Source organism: Rhodovibrio sodomensis, assembly GCF_016583645.1.
Taxonomy (GTDB): Bacteria; Pseudomonadota; Alphaproteobacteria; order Kiloniellales; family Rhodovibrionaceae; genus Rhodovibrio; species Rhodovibrio sodomensis.
Genome location: NZ_NRRL01000004.1, coordinates 1 through 14,407 on the forward strand (window position 1 = coordinate 1; position 14,407 = coordinate 14,407).

Sequence of the window (14,407 nt, forward strand, 5' to 3'; positions counted from 1 at the left end):
AGGGCACCAAGAAAGGGCCCGTGTTCAGCCCGGTCCCCACGGCTTTCGAGCTGCCCAACGGCAAGAACCAGCCGTTCATGCACATCATGTTCGAGCAGGACACGGTGGTCCGGCAGACCAGTTGAACTGGCCGACGGACAAACCGGCTCGCACCGGGCCCGCGCCGTCCGCGCGGGCCCGGCTCGCCCTCGCTCACGCAGCAACCGCCCTCTTGTGAGGTACATGCCATGTTTTTCCGGTTCCGCCATCTTGCAGCGACTGCGCTGGTGATCGCCACCGCGGGGTCGGCCGCCGCGGACCCGCCGACGGTCACGGGCAAGGAGTTTTCCTTCCAGCCGTCGACGATCGAGGTCCCGGCCGGCGAGACGACGACGATCACCTTCGAGAACAGCGGCCGGCTCAGCCACAACCTGACGATCCCGGCCCTGGAGGCCGCCAGTGGGACGATCCAGGCCGGCAACACGGCGAAGATCACAGTGGCGCCCGAAGAACCCGGCCGCTACGAAATCCGCTGCAGTGTCCCCGGTCACGCGCCCGCCGGCATGACGGGGACGCTGGTGGTGACGAAGTAGCCGTCGCCAGTCGGGCCGATAGGCGCTTTTTTCGCCCGCCGATCCCCGCGTCACACCTGCGTGGACGCGGCTTGCATGAATCCAGACCGATGAACCGGCCCCGTCCGGGTGGACGGGATCGGCACATCGACCCGATGGCGTTGTTGCTGGCTTCCCTCGGCACTTGCCTGACGATCGGGTGGGTCAACCAGGCCAATGTCCGCGGCTTGGACTATCGCGACCTGAAGATCCGGGTGCATGCACCGTTCGCTCTACGTGGTTACCTAGAGCAAAATCGATGAAGGTCGAGCGACCTTCATCGTGAATTTTGCTCTAACTGCTGGAAGAGAGAGCAAGATTCAGCTGAAAGCTGGCTTCACCTTGCAGCATCTTGCTCTAGGGATCGATGGCGACGTCCGGCCGGGGTTCACGCAGGTCAGCTACACGGTCGAACTGGACACCGACGCGGATGCCGAGACGCTCGGGTAGATCCGCAAGGCAGCCGAAGCGTCGTCGCCCATGTTCGACACCATCCTCAACGCAACCGCGATCACGGGCGAAGTTCGGCCCGCCCAGCATGGCGCGGCCGCCTGAACGGGCCACGGTGAAAAAAAGGACGCCCGGAGCCGAGAGCTCGGTTGCCGGGCGTTCGCTCGCCCGATTACCTGGGCAAACGCAAGACGCGTAGGTTCAGTGACTACACGCGATTGTAAGCCTCTGTTGTTTATGTGCTGGCCCTGCTTATCAAGCAAACTCTAAGCGCAAGATGGCCGCGAAATTCCGTTGAGACGGTGTGCGGCCGACTCATACCCGAAAAGACAACAGGGGTTTGCAAATGAGGACAAGCATTTGGCTCATCGGAACGGGTCTGGCGGCGTCCCTGGCAGTGAGTGCCGCGGCACAGAGTCTTGAACCTGGGAAGGTGGTGCAGCCCGAGGAAGCCCAGCTGCATCAAGCGCCTCAATCCGAGCTCGTGGCCAAGGGCGAGGCGTTGTTCAACGACCCCAGCATTGGCGAAAGCGGTCTTTCCTGCGCCACCTGCCATCAAGACTTCGGGCAGTACAAAGAGACCTTCAAGAAGCCGTATCCGCACTTCGTCAACATGGCCAACGCGAAAGCCGGCCTCGACAAGGTCAACGCCGCGGAGATGGTGCAGCTGTGCATGGTCGTGCCGATGCAGACCGACCCGTTGCCGTGGCAGAGCGAGAGCCTCGCGGCGCTCGCGGCTTACGTGCAAGACGAGCGGAAACGGTTTGCTGAACACAGCCGGTGAAGGGCCCCGTTCCAGAGCTTTCCGGCCTTTTGCCGTACGGGGAAAACGGGCGATAGAGCTGAACGCGGGTCACGGCTGACGGCCGTGTCCGCGCGCTCTTGCGGCCGGGCGACGCCACAACGTCCGCACAGGTGCGGGCCGCACCGGGACCGAGACCGCGCTGTGGCCGCACGACCAAGGCCCGGATGATTGCCGCTTGGCTCGCCACACCCCGGAGAGCCGGCAGCTTGTCCAGATATCCGCGGGACGGGGCGGCCGGGGTCTTCCGTTCGGACGTCCCCGGCCGCCTCCGCGACTTGATTGCTTTCAAAGGCCCGAAGACGGCTCGCAAAGCAAGCCTACGCCGCCTTTTCCCAGGCCTTGGCCTGCAGCGGGCCGTCGAGCGGCGTGTCGGCCAGGTGGTTGGTGAAGTTGGACAGCGTCTTCATCGCCAGCGCCGTCACGGTGTCCAGCACGTGCTGCCGGGTGAAGCCGGCGTCCAGGAATGCCTGCACGTCCGATTCCGACGCCCACCCCTGCTTCTCGATCAGCGTGCGGGAAAACGTGACCAGCGCGGCCAGCTTCGGGTCCCGCGGCGTGCCGCCGTCGCGCAGGGCCTGGACCGCCTCGCTACGCGCCCCGGCGCGCTCGGCGTTGCCCGTGTGCGCGGCGACGCAGTATCCGCACTTGTTGTACGCGCTGATCGCGAGCAACAGCACCTGCAGTTCTTCGGAAGTGAACGCCGACTGCTGCTCCAGCAGCCCGTTCAGGGTCGCGTAACCCTGCAGCGCCGCCGGGCTTTCCGCCATCACGCCCAGGACGTTCGGCACAAAGCCGAAACCCTGTGCGATCTTGTCCAGCGTCTCCTGGCTGCCGGCGGGCGCGCTCTGCTTGTCGTGGATTGGGAAGCCGTTCCGGTTGGTCGTGGTCATGCTTGACTGCCCTTTCGACGTTGGGTGGACGAGATCGTCGTTACAGGTCGGGCGCGGCCGGTCGGCCGCGCCGCTGTCCGACACATGGGCAGTCCGGTTCGCCGCGTAACCGGTGCGCGCCTCAAATCTCCGTGAATCAATCGTGAAAAATATTATTCTACACCATCGAGTCCGTAGTTATCGCGTACGGCTCCCGGCTCACGGCTGCGGACCGACTGCCGGTCGGCGAAGCGTCTTGACGTGGATCGACGCGGCGATCGGATTGGTCCCTCGGAAACCGAGGGCCGACGCCGTTCGCCTATAACCGTAATAAGCGCACGCGCATTTGAGCAGGTGTGACTGGCCATGAGCGTGGTGCTCGTCCCATCCTCAGGCTATGATGTCGACGATCCGCCACATCCACATGTTCGTCGCGGTCCTCGCCATCGCCCTGGCGCTGGCGGCCGCGGAACCTGTCAATGCGCAGGTCCCACAAAGCTGGCGGTCCGCGTTTCCCGAAACGGACTTCTCCCGCCACGCGGTCCCGTTCGACGAGATCATGTCCGGCGGGGTGCCCAAAGACGGCATTCCCTCGATCGATGAGCCTGAGTTCGCCCCGGTCGCTGAGAGACGCGACTGGCTGGCCGACCGGGAGCCTGTCATCGGTCTGGAAATCAACGGCGACGCCCGAGCCTACCCGCTTCGGGTTCTGACCTGGCACGAGATCGTCAACGATACCGTCGGCGGGGTGCCGGTGGCGGTCACCTATTGTCCGCTTTGCAACACGGCGATCGTGTTCGAAGCCAAGCTTGACGGCCGGCGGCTCACATTCGGAACGACCGGTAAGCTACGCCACTCCGACCTCGTGATGTACGACCGCCAGACCGGCACCTGGTGGCAGCAGTTCACCGGACGCGGCATCGTCGGTGAGCACACCGGCGAAAAACTGGAGTTCGTTCCGGCGCGCCTGGAAAGCTGGGGCGCGTTCGTCGAGCGGCATCCCGATGCCCGGGTGCTGATCCCGACCGACCCCAATGCCCGGCCCTACGGGAAAAACCCGTATGCCGGATACGACAGCGCTCGGTCGCCGTTCCTATACCGGGGCCCGATGCCCGAGAAGCTGCCGGCCATGGCCCGCGTGGTCGTCATTGGCGAAGATGCATGGGCTCTGGAATTGCTGCGCGAGACAGGCCGGATCGAAACCGACACGCACGTCCTGACGTGGAGCCCCGGTCAGGCTTCGGCGCTCGACGCGCGCCGGATTGCCGAAGGCCGGGACGTCGGGACGGTTACCGTACAGAAGAAGACGCCTGACGGGCTCCAGGACGCCGTCTACGATGTGACGTTCGCATTCGTCCACAAAGCCTTTCATCCCGACGGCAGCTTGCATGTCGGTGACGAAGGCGGCGGCGACTAAGCGGGGACCGGCCTATAGCGGCCGATGGACCTGACCCAAAGGGCCCAGACCTGGCGCCCAGCGGCAGAATACAATGGGTTGTCATCATCCCAGCTCGGGGCGGTTCAGCGTGCCTCTGGCGATCGCTTGTGAATCCAGGCTTTCCAGCCGCTCGAAATAGGCCGGGACGGGTGCATGTGACCCGGATATGCTGGGTTTTTCACCGTGTCCGGAGGGCGTTGCCGTGGACGTTCGAGCATGGCTGCAGGGCATCGGTCTCGAGGTTTACGCGGACACTTTCGAAGAGCAGGCGATCGACCGCGCCCTCCTGCCGGACCTGACCGCCCAGGACTTGAAAGATCTCGGCGTCGGCGCGCTCGGCCATCGCAAGCGGCTGTTAGCCGCGATTGCCCAGCTGGGAGCCGAGCCTGGCGTGGTTGCAGGCGGTCTCGACAATGCGGAGCCGAGCCGGCGCCAGGTCACCGTGGTTTTCGTCGACCTGTGCGGCTACACGCTGCTGGCGAACCAGATCGATCCAGAAGACCTGCATGCATTGTTGAACCGCTATTTCGATATCGTCGACAGCACGATGGCGGAGTTCGGCGGCCGCACCGACAAGCACGTCGGCGACGCCGTGATGGCCGTGTTCGGCGCGCCGGTCGCGCATTCGAACGACCCGGAACGCGCCGTGCGGGCGGCGTGGGAGGTCCGTAAGCGGCTGGCGACGCTTGGGCTCGCCGCCGCCGGCTCTTCCGCGTTGGAAATGCATGCGGGTATCGCCGCGGGGGAGGTGTTGGCCTCCAGCACCGGCAGCCGGCACCACCTCGAGTACACGGTCACGGGCGAGAGCGTGAACCTGGCCGCCCGCCTGCAAGAGCTGGCCGGCCCGGGCGACATCCTGCTGTCCGATGACGTCTACAGGGCCGTCAGCGCGTCGGTCGCCGCGCAGCAAGAAACGCGGGCGATCCGTGGCTTCGACGCGCCGGCGCCGTTCTGGCGGCTGGCGGATGTCCACACCGATCAACCGACCTCGGTGCGTTACGGTTTCGTCGGCCGGACGTCCGAACTGTGCCAGGTCGACCATCTCCTGAAAGCCGCGGCCAACGGCGAGGGTGGGTGCGTCGTCGTGCGCGGTGAAGCCGGGATCGGCAAAACCCGCTTCGCCGCGGAATGCGGCCAGCGCGCCGAAGCCGCGGGCTTTCGGGTCCACCTCTGTCAGGTGCTGGACTTCGGGGCGGAGATCGGTCGGGACGTCGTGCGAACGCTGGTGCGTAAGTTGATCGATCTCGATCCGGGGGCGGACGCGCCGGCCCAGCGGGCAGGTGCGGCGACGCGGCTCGCGCTGGAGCTCGATCTGGCACCGCCGCAGATTGCAGCCCTGAACGACCTGTTGAACCTGCCGCAGCACGGGCGTGCGAAGGCAAGCTACGCGGCGCTGGCGCCGGACCTGCGGCACGAGACCAGGCATGAACTGGTCGCCCGGATCGTGCACAGCCGTTCGGCGTCGCAGCCGTTGATGCTGATCGTGGAGGATGTCCACTGGGCGAACGCCCTGGCGCTGCGCCAGTTCGCGCGGCTGGCGGCGATCGCCGGCCAAGGCGCGATGCTGCTGATGCTGACGACCCGCGCCGAGGGCGATCCCCTTGGGCCGGCCTGGGCCGCCGAGACCGGGGACGTATCCGTCGCGACAGCGGAACTGGCGCCGTTGGCCGCGCACGACGCCGGTCAATTGGCCGCGGAGATCAGCCAGGGGGATGCGGCGGTGATGGCGGGCAGCCTCGCGCGGGCGGGCGGCAACCCGTTGTTTTTGGAACAGTTGGTGCTGAGCGCCCAGACGCACGGGGCGCGCGATCTGCCGGGCTCCCTGCAGAGCCTGATCCAGGCGCGCCTCGATGCGCTCGACCCGCCGGACCGGCACGCCGCCCGGGCGGCTTCCGTGCTGGGGCAGAGCTTCAACCTTGCCACCCTGCGGGACATGCTGGACGCGCCGAGCTACGCCTGCGACGGGCTTGCCGACGCGTATTTGGTGCGCCGCGAGGCGTCCGGCTACCGGTTCGCCCACGCCCTGATCCGCGACGGAGTTTACGCGTCGGTGCCCAAGCGCGAACGCACCGCCTTGCATCTGCGCGCCGCGGCCTGGTTCGAAGACCGCGACGCACCGCTATGGGCGCGGCATCTCGGTCTCGGCAACGCCCCGACGGCGGCGTTGGCCTACCTGACGGCGGCCCGGCAGGAGGCCGGTCAGTATCGCTTCGACGCCGCCTTGAGCCTGGTTGAGCAGGGCCTGGCGATCGCCCGCACGGCCAGCGAGCGATCCTCCCTGGCGCTGGAATGCGGCGATCTGCTGACCCACCTCGGGCGCGTCGACGGCGCCTTGGCCAGCTACGATGCGGCCGTCGATGTGGCGCCCTGCGATGCCGCGCGTGCGCTGGCGCTGGTCGGCCGCGTGCGCGGCATGCGGATCGCCGAGCAGATCGACGGTGCCCTTGCGCTGCTCGACGACGCCCAGGCGACCGCCGAGCGCGAGGACATGCTGGAGACACTCGCGGAGATCCATCATCTGCGCGGCAACCTGTACTTTCCACTCGGACGCAACCTTCAGTGCGAAGCCGAGCATCGCCATGCCCTCGAACTGGCGCGGCGGATCGGCTCGCGCGCCTGGGAAGCGAAGGCGCTCGGCGGGCTCGGCGACGCGGCGTATGCGCTCGGGCAGATGCAAACCGCCCACGACAGCTTCGTCGGCTGTGTCGCGCTGTGCCGCCAGCTCGGGCTCGGGGCGACCGAGGTAGCGAACGCCAGCATGATCGCTCACGCCCAACTCTACCTGCTGGAGCTGCCGGCGGCGGCGGAGAGCTGCGTACACGCCATTGCGTTTGCGACCCAGGTCGGCCACTGGCGCGCCGAGTTGAACGCGAACGCGTCGGCCATGTGGGTCGCCCGGGAGATCGGGGATTTCGATAAGGCGCGCGCATGCAACGAACGCGCCCGCTACCTCGTCGAGAACCACGGTGCCAGCCGCTACCTCGCGGAGGTCCTGTGCATGGACGCCGAGTTGCAGATGGCCGCGGGGAACCGCGGGGCCTGCGTCGACTTGCTGCGCCACGCACTGGCTTTGCAGCGGGAGTCCGGGATCGCGTTCTTCGGTCCGATCAACCTGGGGCTGCTTGCCCTCCATACCGAGGACACAGCCGAGCGCGCGGCCGCGCTGTCGGAAGCAGAGGGGCTGCTGGCGCGCGGTTCGCTGGGCCACAACGTCCTGCAGTTCTACCGCGACGCCATCTTGGGCGCCGTTCGCCAGGGCGCCTTGCCGGAGGTCGAGCGGTACGCCCGCGCGTTGGAAGGGTACACGCGCGCGGAGCCGTTGGCGTGGTCCAGCTTCTTCTGCCGATGGGGGCGCGCCATGGCGTTCGCTGAAACCGGGGATAGCGCGGTGACAAGCCGAGAGCAGCTTCGGGCGCTGCGTGCCGAGGCTATGGCGCTCGGGCTGCACGCCTATGAAAGTCAACTGGCGACGAAGTTGGACGACTTGGCGGCATAGGCGGTGGCGGGCGCATCGTTGGCGCGCGCCCGGCCGCCCCGCGACGACGGCCATCGCTTCGCCGGCGGCCGGACAGCGCCCGGCGCCGTTGGGTGACCGATTGCGTGTTTTACCGCGGCCAGCATCACTCCGATGCCGGTCCAGGATGCTGGTCCAGAATGCCGGTCCAGCGCCGCCGCTTGAGCGCATTCACCGAGCGCATTGAAGCGGCTGTCGCGGCGGGCCAAGTTTCAGTGGTGTCGTCTGGCCGGCTTCCGCACTTCGGGCAACTTGGGATTGGCAGCTGACACGCAACCATGACGCTTCTCGTTTTCTATCTCCTGCTCGCCATCGGCGTCTCCTTCTTCTGCTCGATGGCGGAGGCGATCCTGCTGTCGGTGCGTCCGTCCTACATCACGGTCGTCGAGAACCGGGGGAAGCGCGGTGCGACCGTTCTGCGGCGGCTGACCGAGAACGTCGACCGGCCGTTGGCGGCCATCCTTACGGCGAACACGATCGCGCACACGGTGGGCGCGGCGGGGGTCGGCGCGCAGGCGGCCGTGGTGTTCGGCGACCAGTACGTCGGGCTCACGTCCGCCGTCCTGACCCTGCTGATCCTGATCCTGTCGGAAATCATTCCGAAGACGCTGGGGGCCACCTACTGGAAGCAGCTTGCCGTGGTCTTCGGCCTTCTGATCCACGGGCTGACGCGCCTTCTCGCGCCGTTCGTCTGGCTTTCCGAAAAGCTGACGCGGCTGTTGTCGCGCGGCTCGGCCAGCGCCTTCACTTTCAGCCGCGACGAGATCCGGGCGATGGCCGATATCGGCGCGCGGGAAGGTGTCCTAGAGAGCAAGGAGTACAAGATCGTCGGCAACCTGATGAAGCTGCGCCAGCTCTCCGTGCGGAACATCATGACGCCGAGAGCGGTCGTCTTCTCGGTGGACGAGACCACGACCGTGGGGGCGTTCTTCGAGACCCACCACGACACGCCTTTCTCGCGCATCCCCGTCTACGGGCGCGATCCCGAAGACATCACCGGCTACGTTCTCAAGACCGACCTTCTGATCGCCCAGGCCCGCGACGACTTCGACAAGCCGTTGCAGGCGTTCAAGCGAGAGATCCTCGTCGTGCCGGACATCCAGTCGGCCTCGGACATCTACGACCGCCTGGTCCGCGAGAAACGCCATATCGCGCTGGTCGTCGACGAATACGGCACGCTGCAGGGGCTGGTCACCCTGGAGGACGCGGTCGAGACGCTGGTCGGGCTCGAGATCACCGATGAGCAGGACACGGTGGCGGATATGCAGGAGCTGGCGAATCGCCGCTGGCGCGAGCGCATGCTCGCGATCGGGATCGATACCGATCAGATTAAGGCCGGCAGGGCCGGATAGAACGATGACGGCGTACGCGCTGTTTACCTGCACGGGGTCACGTGGCCAATCGGTGTGCCAAGGGCGCCCGCCCGCGTAGGCGCGCACCGCTTGCCCCGACTCCGCCCGGCGCGGCGTGATGCGCCCCGGGCGTTCACGCGCCCCGGGTTCACGCGCCCCGGGCAAGCAGGGACCGGCACGATGAGCGAATACCAGTATTACGAGTTCCTGGCGATCGACCGTCCGCTCGACGAGGCCGATCTGACCGAGCTGCGGGCGCTGTCGTCGCGCGCGCGGGTCACGCGCACGAGCTTCACCAACCATTACGAGTGGGGCGACTTCAAGGGCGATCCGGTGGCGCTGATGCAGCGCTGGTTCGACCTGCACCTCTACCTCGCCAACTGGGGCACGCGGCGGCTGATGATGCGGCTGCCGACGCGCTTGCTGGACCCTGCGCGCCTCGAGCCGTTCCTGCGGGAGGCCGACTGGGTCGACATCGAGACGTTCGGCGCGCACGTCCTGCTCGACTTTCTGCAGGACGACGAGGCGCCGCAGGCGGACTGGGACGACGGCACCGGCTGGCTGGCCGCCCTGGCGCCGCTGCGCGGGGACCTGCTGTCCGGCGACCTGCGGGTGGTTTACCTGGTCTGGCTGAGCGCGGTGGCGCAGGGCCTGCTGCCGGACGAGACGCTCGAGCCGCTGCCCGGGATCGGTCCGCTGTCGGGCGCGCTCGACGCCTTCGCGGAGTTCTTCGGCATCGACGCGGATCTGGTGGCGGTGGCGGCCGAGCGCGAAGCGGTCGACCGGCTGCCTTCGGGAGACGCCGCGCGAGCGCAAGTGGCGGCCTTGCCCGAGGCCGAGAAGACCGACCTGCTGGTGCGCCTGGTCGAGGGCGATCCGCACGTCGAGTCCACCCTCCGCGCCCGGCTGCGCGACGACGATGCCGCGGCGGCGCGGCGCACGGTCGGCGAGCTGCGCCGGCGCGCGCAGGCCCGTGCGGACGAACGCGCCCGCGCGGCCGCCGAGCGGCGCGCGGCGGAACAGCGCCGCCAAGCCGAGGCGGCCGAACGCGCACGCCGGGCCCGGCTGGACGCGGTGCGTCAGCGCGGCGCCGATGCCTGGCGCGACGTCGAAGCCGAGATCGCGCGCCGCAACGCCGCCGCCTACGACCGCGCGGCGACGCTGCTCGCCGACCTGAAGACGATCGCCGCCGAGAACGGCACGCAAGACGCCTATGCCCACCGGCTGGAGGACCTGCGCGCCCGCCACGCGCGCAAGCCGAAGCTGCTGGACCGGCTGGACCCGTTGCGGGCGGGGTGAGCCGCAGCCGCGCGCCGGGCGGGGCCGGCCTGGGTCACCCGGCTCGTGATGCCGCCCGGACAGATGGTGCAAGCCGTGCCCGGCAAGGCCCTGAGCAAGGCCCGACATAACCGGGTCCACTCTCGGCGGGAGTTGACCCGAAGCGGCCGCCGTCGTCACGGCCGAAAGGAGGGCCGAAGCCATCGGGTGTGGTTGCGGGACGGGCCCAAATCGGTTGAAAATGTCGGCAGTTCGGCAGCGACCGGCGGGAGGCTCCATGACCGCACAGGCGCACGAGGCGTTTGACGTCCGCACGCACTGGGACGGTGTGTACGCCCGCAAACGCGCGGACGAAGTGAGCTGGTTCCAGCGCGTGCCGACGGTCTCCCTCGCGTGGGTCCGGAACCTGGCGTTGCCCCACGACGCCCCGATCGTCGACGTTGGCGGCGGGGCGTCCCGCCTTGTGGATCACCTGCTGGCCGACGGGCACCGCGCCATCACGGTGCTCGACATTTCCGAACAAGCGCTCGCGACCACGCGCGCCCGCCTCGGCGCGGACGCGGGGCACGTGACCTGGCTGGTCCAGGATGCGGCGACTTGGCGCCCATCGCAGAGCTACCGTGTCTGGCACGACCGGGCGGTGTTCCACTTCCTGACCGACGCCGAACGCCGACAGGGGTATCTGGACGCGTTGACGGCGGGCGTCGCCGCCGGCGGCCGTTTCATCGTGGCGACCTTCGCGCCGGACGGCCCGGCGACCTGCAGCGGCCTCCCGGTGCAGCGTTACGGCGCCGACGATCTGGCCGCGCTTCTCGGCCCGGCTTGGCGCCTCGTCGAGAGCACGCGGGAGCATCACGCGACGCCGGGCGGACGGGTGCAGCCTTTCACCTGGTGTCACTTCCAGCGCCTCTAAGGCTCAACTCCAGCGTCTGTAGCGCTCAGGCCGCGTCCGACCATGCGCGGACAACCCGCTCGACAAGCGCGAGCGTCGCGGTCGACCCGTCGCCGTCGCCCTTCTCGAAGTCGCCCTCGACCTGCGCCATCTGATTGGTGACGTGCGCGAAGCAGAGAACCTTGGCGCCGGTCGCCCGGGCGAGGGCGTAAAGGCCGGCGGCCTCCATCTCCACCGCCAGGATGTCCCGCTCGCGCGCGGCCTGGATCGCGGTTTCGGTCTCCCGGAAGGGCGCGTCGGTGGTCCAGGTCGCGCCGCGGAGCACCGGCGGGTCGATGTCCGTCAGGGCCGCACCCGCAAGGTCCAGCAGCGCCGGGTCGGCCGTGCTGTAATCGCCGGCCGGCAGATAGTGGTAGCTGGTGCCCTCGTCCCGGAGCGCGCGATCGATCAGGACGTGGTAGGGCGGCGGCTGGACCGCGTCGATCTGACCGGCCGAGGTGACGCTGACGATCAATTCGGCGCCCGAGGCGATCATCTGCTCGGCGACCAGCACAGCGTACGGCGCGCCGACCGCGCAGCCGACGATGCCGCAGGGCGTTCCGGCGACCGCGAAGCGGTACATGGTGCTGTGATAGCACGCCCAGTTGGGCTCCGGTTCGCCGCGGCCTTCGGCGATCAGGCACCGCACGACGTCGCCGTCCGGGTCGAGCAGGCAGACCCGCGGGATCGTTCCATCCTGAACGCCTTTCTGCCGGCGCGCCTCGCGCAGCAGGCCGTCGGCGGAGAACGTGGAGGGCGCGGCGGTGTCTTTTGCCCGCAGGATCGGCGGCGTCTCGTCGGATATGGGCATGCGATCGGTCGCTCCCGGGTTTGTGCCGGTTATTCGGCCGCTTGAACCGTCGCGCTCGGCCTTAACTCGCCAAGCGCCTGACGGACAACCTGACCGGCTCCGTAGAGCGCGAGGCTCGCCATGATGCCCGCGACGATGATGTCGGGCCAGCCGGTCCCGGTTCCGAACACGCCGAGGGCGGCCCCTAGGACGGCAAGGTTGGCCAACACGTCGTTGCGCGAGCAGATCCAGACCGAGCGCATGTTGGCGTCGCCGCCTCTGAAACCGGTCAGGAGCGCCAACACCACGGCATTGGCCAGCAGGGCCAGCAGACCCACCACGCCCATGACCGGCGCCTCCGGCACGGTGCCGGCGATGGCGTTCCAGGCGGTCGTGCCGACAACCCACAGCCCGAGCACGCCCATGGACAGCCCCTTTACGAGCGCGGCCCGCGCCCGCCACGTCAGGGCCGTGCCCACGACGGCCAGACTGATGCCGTAGTTGGCGGCGTCGGCGAGGAAGTCCAGCGCATCGGCCTGCAGGGCGGCGGACCGGGCGGTGTGGCCGGCGACGATCTCGACGGCGAACATCACGGCGTTGATGACCAGGACGATCCAGAGCACGCGGCGTTGGCGGCCGTCGCTTGGACCGGATGGCTGCTGGTGCTGGCCGCAGCAATGCGCGCTCATCGCTATGGTTCCCTTGTCGTCCGTGCCATAGGCGCGCAAGCTGAGCCTTGTAGCGGCTACAAGGTCAAGGGCGGGCGATGCCGGACGAGCTTACCATCCGCGAGGCCGCCAGGGCTGCCGGGACCACGCCCGAGACGGTGCGGTACTACGAACGTCTCGGGATCCTTCCGCCGGCCCGGCGCGCGGCGAACAACTACCGTCGTTACGCGCGCTCGGACGTCCGTCGGCTCGTCTTTCTGCGCAAAGGGCGTGAGCTCGGATTCAGCCTCGACGACCTGCAGACCCTGCTTGCCGTGTCCGACGACCCCAACCGCGACTGCGCCGAGGTCGACCGCCTGACCGCCGCCCACCTCGAAGCTGTCGAGCAAAAGATCGCCGGCCTGCAGCGCCTGGCCGACGAACTGCGCCACCTGAGCCAGCAGTGCCGCGGCGGCCGGATCCGCGAATGTCGGATCGTCGAGGCGCTCTCGCCGTCCGCCGATGGGCAGGGCCGGTCATGACCGGACGGGTCGGGCGCCCGGCGCGGCCATGAGCGCGCGACGCGGCGCCCCGTTCGTGGTCGGCGTGCGCGAGGTGAACGGCGCGCTCGGCGACCTCGGCACGCTGCTGCCCCTGGTGCTGGGCGCGGTCTCGGTGGCCGGTCTGGCGCCGACCCCGATCCTTCTGGGGTTCGCCGTCGTCTACCTGGCGACCGGGCTGTACTACCGCCTCCCGGTGCCGGTGCAGCCGATGAAGGCGGTCGCGGCCGTGGTGCTCACGGCCGGGGCCGGGCCGGCCGCGCTCGCCACCAGCGGCGTGCTGCTGGGCATCGTGCTGCTGGTCCTGGGCCTGACCGGCTGGATCGCCCGGCTCGGACGGCTGGTGCCGCAGTCGGTCCTGGCCGGCCTGCAGCTCGGGCTGGGCCTGTCGCTGGCTGGTGTCGGGCTCGATCTGATGGCGCCGGATCTGGCCCTCGGGGCCGGGATACTCCTCGCCTTGCTCGGCCTGCTGTGGCTGGCCCCCCGCGCGCCGGCGATCCTGATCGTCGTGGCCCTGGCGATCCCGTTGGCCGATCTGCTCGGCGCCCGGCAGCTGGACATCGCCGCCCTGGACGGCGGCTGGCTCGCGGTTGCGCCGCTGCCGCAGTGGGCGGAGGTCGAGCGGGCGGCGTCGCTGCTGGTGGTCCCGCAGCTTTCGCTGACCTTCATGAACGCGGTCGTGCTCACCGCCCTGGTCGCCGGGGATTACTTCGGCGAGCGCGCCGCGCACGTGACGTCCGCGCGGCTTGCCGTCAGCAGTGGGCTGGCGAACCTCGTGCTGACCCCGTTCGGGGCCCTGCCGATGTGTCACGGGGCGGGCGGATTGGCGGCGCATTATCGCTTCGGGGCGCGCAGCGGCGCGGCCCCGGTGATGCTCGGGCTGGCCCTGCTCGCGCTCGCCGTCATGCCGGCGGCGGTCGGCGGCGCGGTCCTGTCGGCGATCCCGGCCGCCGCGCTCGGCGCCTTGCTGCTGTTGGCGGCGGGCGAGCTCGGCTGTTCGCGCCGGCTGATCGATTGCCGCCGGTCCTGCTGGCCGGTGATCGCGGTGACGGCGGCGGTCACCGTCTGGCTCGACCCGTTCTGGGGCCTGCTGGCCGGGGGCTGCGCGGAGGTCGGTCGGGCCGCCGTGGTGCGCCGTCTCGGCGCGGCCGAACGCACCTGACCCGGCTTGCGAATACGCGAC

General features: G+C 68.9%; 12 protein-coding genes. 9 read left to right on the forward strand and 3 right to left on the reverse strand.

Features of this window, described 5'->3' with window-relative positions:
* Positions 1-227 precede the first annotated feature (227 nt).
* Entirely contained in the window at positions 228-572 is a 345-nt protein-coding gene (locus CKO28_RS03405) for a cupredoxin domain-containing protein (protein WP_200339136.1), read from the forward strand.
* A gap of 901 nt (positions 573-1,473) precedes the next feature.
* Positions 1,474-1,824 carry a c-type cytochrome gene (locus CKO28_RS03415; protein WP_200339138.1) on the forward strand — a complete coding sequence of 117 codons (351 nt, stop codon included), beginning with the start codon at positions 1,474-1,476 and terminating at the stop codon, positions 1,822-1,824.
* Between the two features lie 338 nt (positions 1,825-2,162).
* Here the strand turns inward: CKO28_RS03415 and CKO28_RS03420 are convergent, their stop codons facing one another.
* A complete protein-coding gene (locus CKO28_RS03420; protein ID WP_200339139.1) occupies positions 2,163-2,735 on the reverse strand; it encodes a carboxymuconolactone decarboxylase family protein in 573 nt (190 codons plus the stop codon).
* A 379-nt stretch (positions 2,736-3,114) separates the two neighbouring features.
* Between CKO28_RS03420 and CKO28_RS03425 the strand changes: the two genes are divergently transcribed.
* The 5 genes from CKO28_RS03425 (at position 3,115) to CKO28_RS03445 (ending at position 11,209) form a co-directional block, all read left to right on the forward strand.
* Positions 3,115-4,131, forward strand: coding sequence for a DUF3179 domain-containing protein (locus CKO28_RS03425; protein ID WP_242480314.1), 1,017 nt, complete (start codon positions 3,115-3,117; stop codon positions 4,129-4,131).
* A 223-nt stretch (positions 4,132-4,354) separates the two neighbouring features.
* A complete protein-coding gene (locus CKO28_RS03430) occupies positions 4,355-7,648 on the forward strand; it encodes an adenylate/guanylate cyclase domain-containing protein (protein WP_200339140.1) in 3,294 nt (1,097 codons plus the stop codon).
* Between the two features lie 296 nt (positions 7,649-7,944).
* A complete protein-coding gene (locus CKO28_RS03435; protein WP_200339141.1) occupies positions 7,945-9,018 on the forward strand; it encodes a CNNM domain-containing protein in 1,074 nt (357 codons plus the stop codon).
* Between the two features lie 180 nt (positions 9,019-9,198).
* The gene (locus CKO28_RS03440; RefSeq protein ID WP_200339142.1) at positions 9,199-10,317 is read left to right on the forward strand and encodes a hypothetical protein; all 1,119 of its coding nucleotides are present in this window, start codon (positions 9,199-9,201) and stop codon (positions 10,315-10,317) included.
* A 256-nt stretch (positions 10,318-10,573) separates the two neighbouring features.
* Positions 10,574-11,209: a class I SAM-dependent methyltransferase gene (locus tag CKO28_RS03445; RefSeq protein ID WP_200339143.1), complete on the forward strand. Its 636-nt coding sequence runs from the start codon at positions 10,574-10,576 to the stop codon at positions 11,207-11,209.
* 25 nt (positions 11,210-11,234) lie between these two features.
* On the opposite strand, the gene CKO28_RS03450 is transcribed toward CKO28_RS03445, so the two are convergent.
* The gene (locus CKO28_RS03450) at positions 11,235-12,038 is read right to left on the reverse strand and encodes a nucleoside phosphorylase (protein ID WP_200339144.1); all 804 of its coding nucleotides are present in this window, start codon (positions 12,036-12,038) and stop codon (positions 11,235-11,237) included.
* Positions 12,039-12,067: 29 nt separating this feature from the next.
* Positions 12,068-12,745: a cation efflux transmembrane domain-containing protein gene (locus CKO28_RS03455; protein ID WP_437127606.1), complete on the reverse strand. Its 678-nt coding sequence runs from the start codon at positions 12,743-12,745 to the stop codon at positions 12,068-12,070.
* Positions 12,746-12,783: 38 nt separating this feature from the next.
* On the opposite strand from CKO28_RS03455, the gene CKO28_RS03460 reads away from it, so the two are divergent.
* Together CKO28_RS03460 and CKO28_RS03465 are read left to right on the forward strand one after the other, a co-directional pair.
* Positions 12,784-13,206, forward strand: a complete 423-nt coding sequence (locus CKO28_RS03460; RefSeq protein ID WP_200339145.1) for a MerR family transcriptional regulator — start codon at positions 12,784-12,786, stop codon at positions 13,204-13,206.
* Positions 13,207-13,234: 28 nt separating this feature from the next.
* Positions 13,235-14,386 (forward strand): putative sulfate/molybdate transporter, encoded by a 1,152-nt coding sequence (locus tag CKO28_RS03465; RefSeq protein WP_200339146.1) that lies wholly within the window; start codon positions 13,235-13,237, stop codon positions 14,384-14,386.
* Positions 14,387-14,407 lie beyond the last annotated feature (21 nt).

Bases quoted from the DNA above. Each gene is read 5' to 3' on its own strand.
- CKO28_RS03435 (WP_200339141.1), top strand. From the start codon at position 7,945: ATGACGCTTCTCGTTTTCTATCTCCTGCTCGCCATCGGCGTCTCCTTC.
- CKO28_RS03405 (WP_200339136.1), top strand. From the start codon at position 228: ATGTTTTTCCGGTTCCGCCATCTTGCAGCGACTGCGCTGGTGATCGCC.
- CKO28_RS03450 (WP_200339144.1), bottom strand. From the start codon at position 12,038: ATGCCCATATCCGACGAGACGCCGCCGATCCTGCGGGCAAAAGACACC.
- CKO28_RS03420 (WP_200339139.1), bottom strand. From the start codon at position 2,735: ATGACCACGACCAACCGGAACGGCTTCCCAATCCACGACAAGCAGAGC.
- CKO28_RS03445 (WP_200339143.1), top strand. From the start codon at position 10,574: ATGACCGCACAGGCGCACGAGGCGTTTGACGTCCGCACGCACTGGGAC.
- CKO28_RS03465 (WP_200339146.1), top strand. From the start codon at position 13,235: ATGAGCGCGCGACGCGGCGCCCCGTTCGTGGTCGGCGTGCGCGAGGTG.
- CKO28_RS03440 (WP_200339142.1), top strand. From the start codon at position 9,199: ATGAGCGAATACCAGTATTACGAGTTCCTGGCGATCGACCGTCCGCTC.
- CKO28_RS03425 (WP_242480314.1), top strand. From the start codon at position 3,115: ATGTCGACGATCCGCCACATCCACATGTTCGTCGCGGTCCTCGCCATC.
- CKO28_RS03460 (WP_200339145.1), top strand. From the start codon at position 12,784: ATGCCGGACGAGCTTACCATCCGCGAGGCCGCCAGGGCTGCCGGGACC.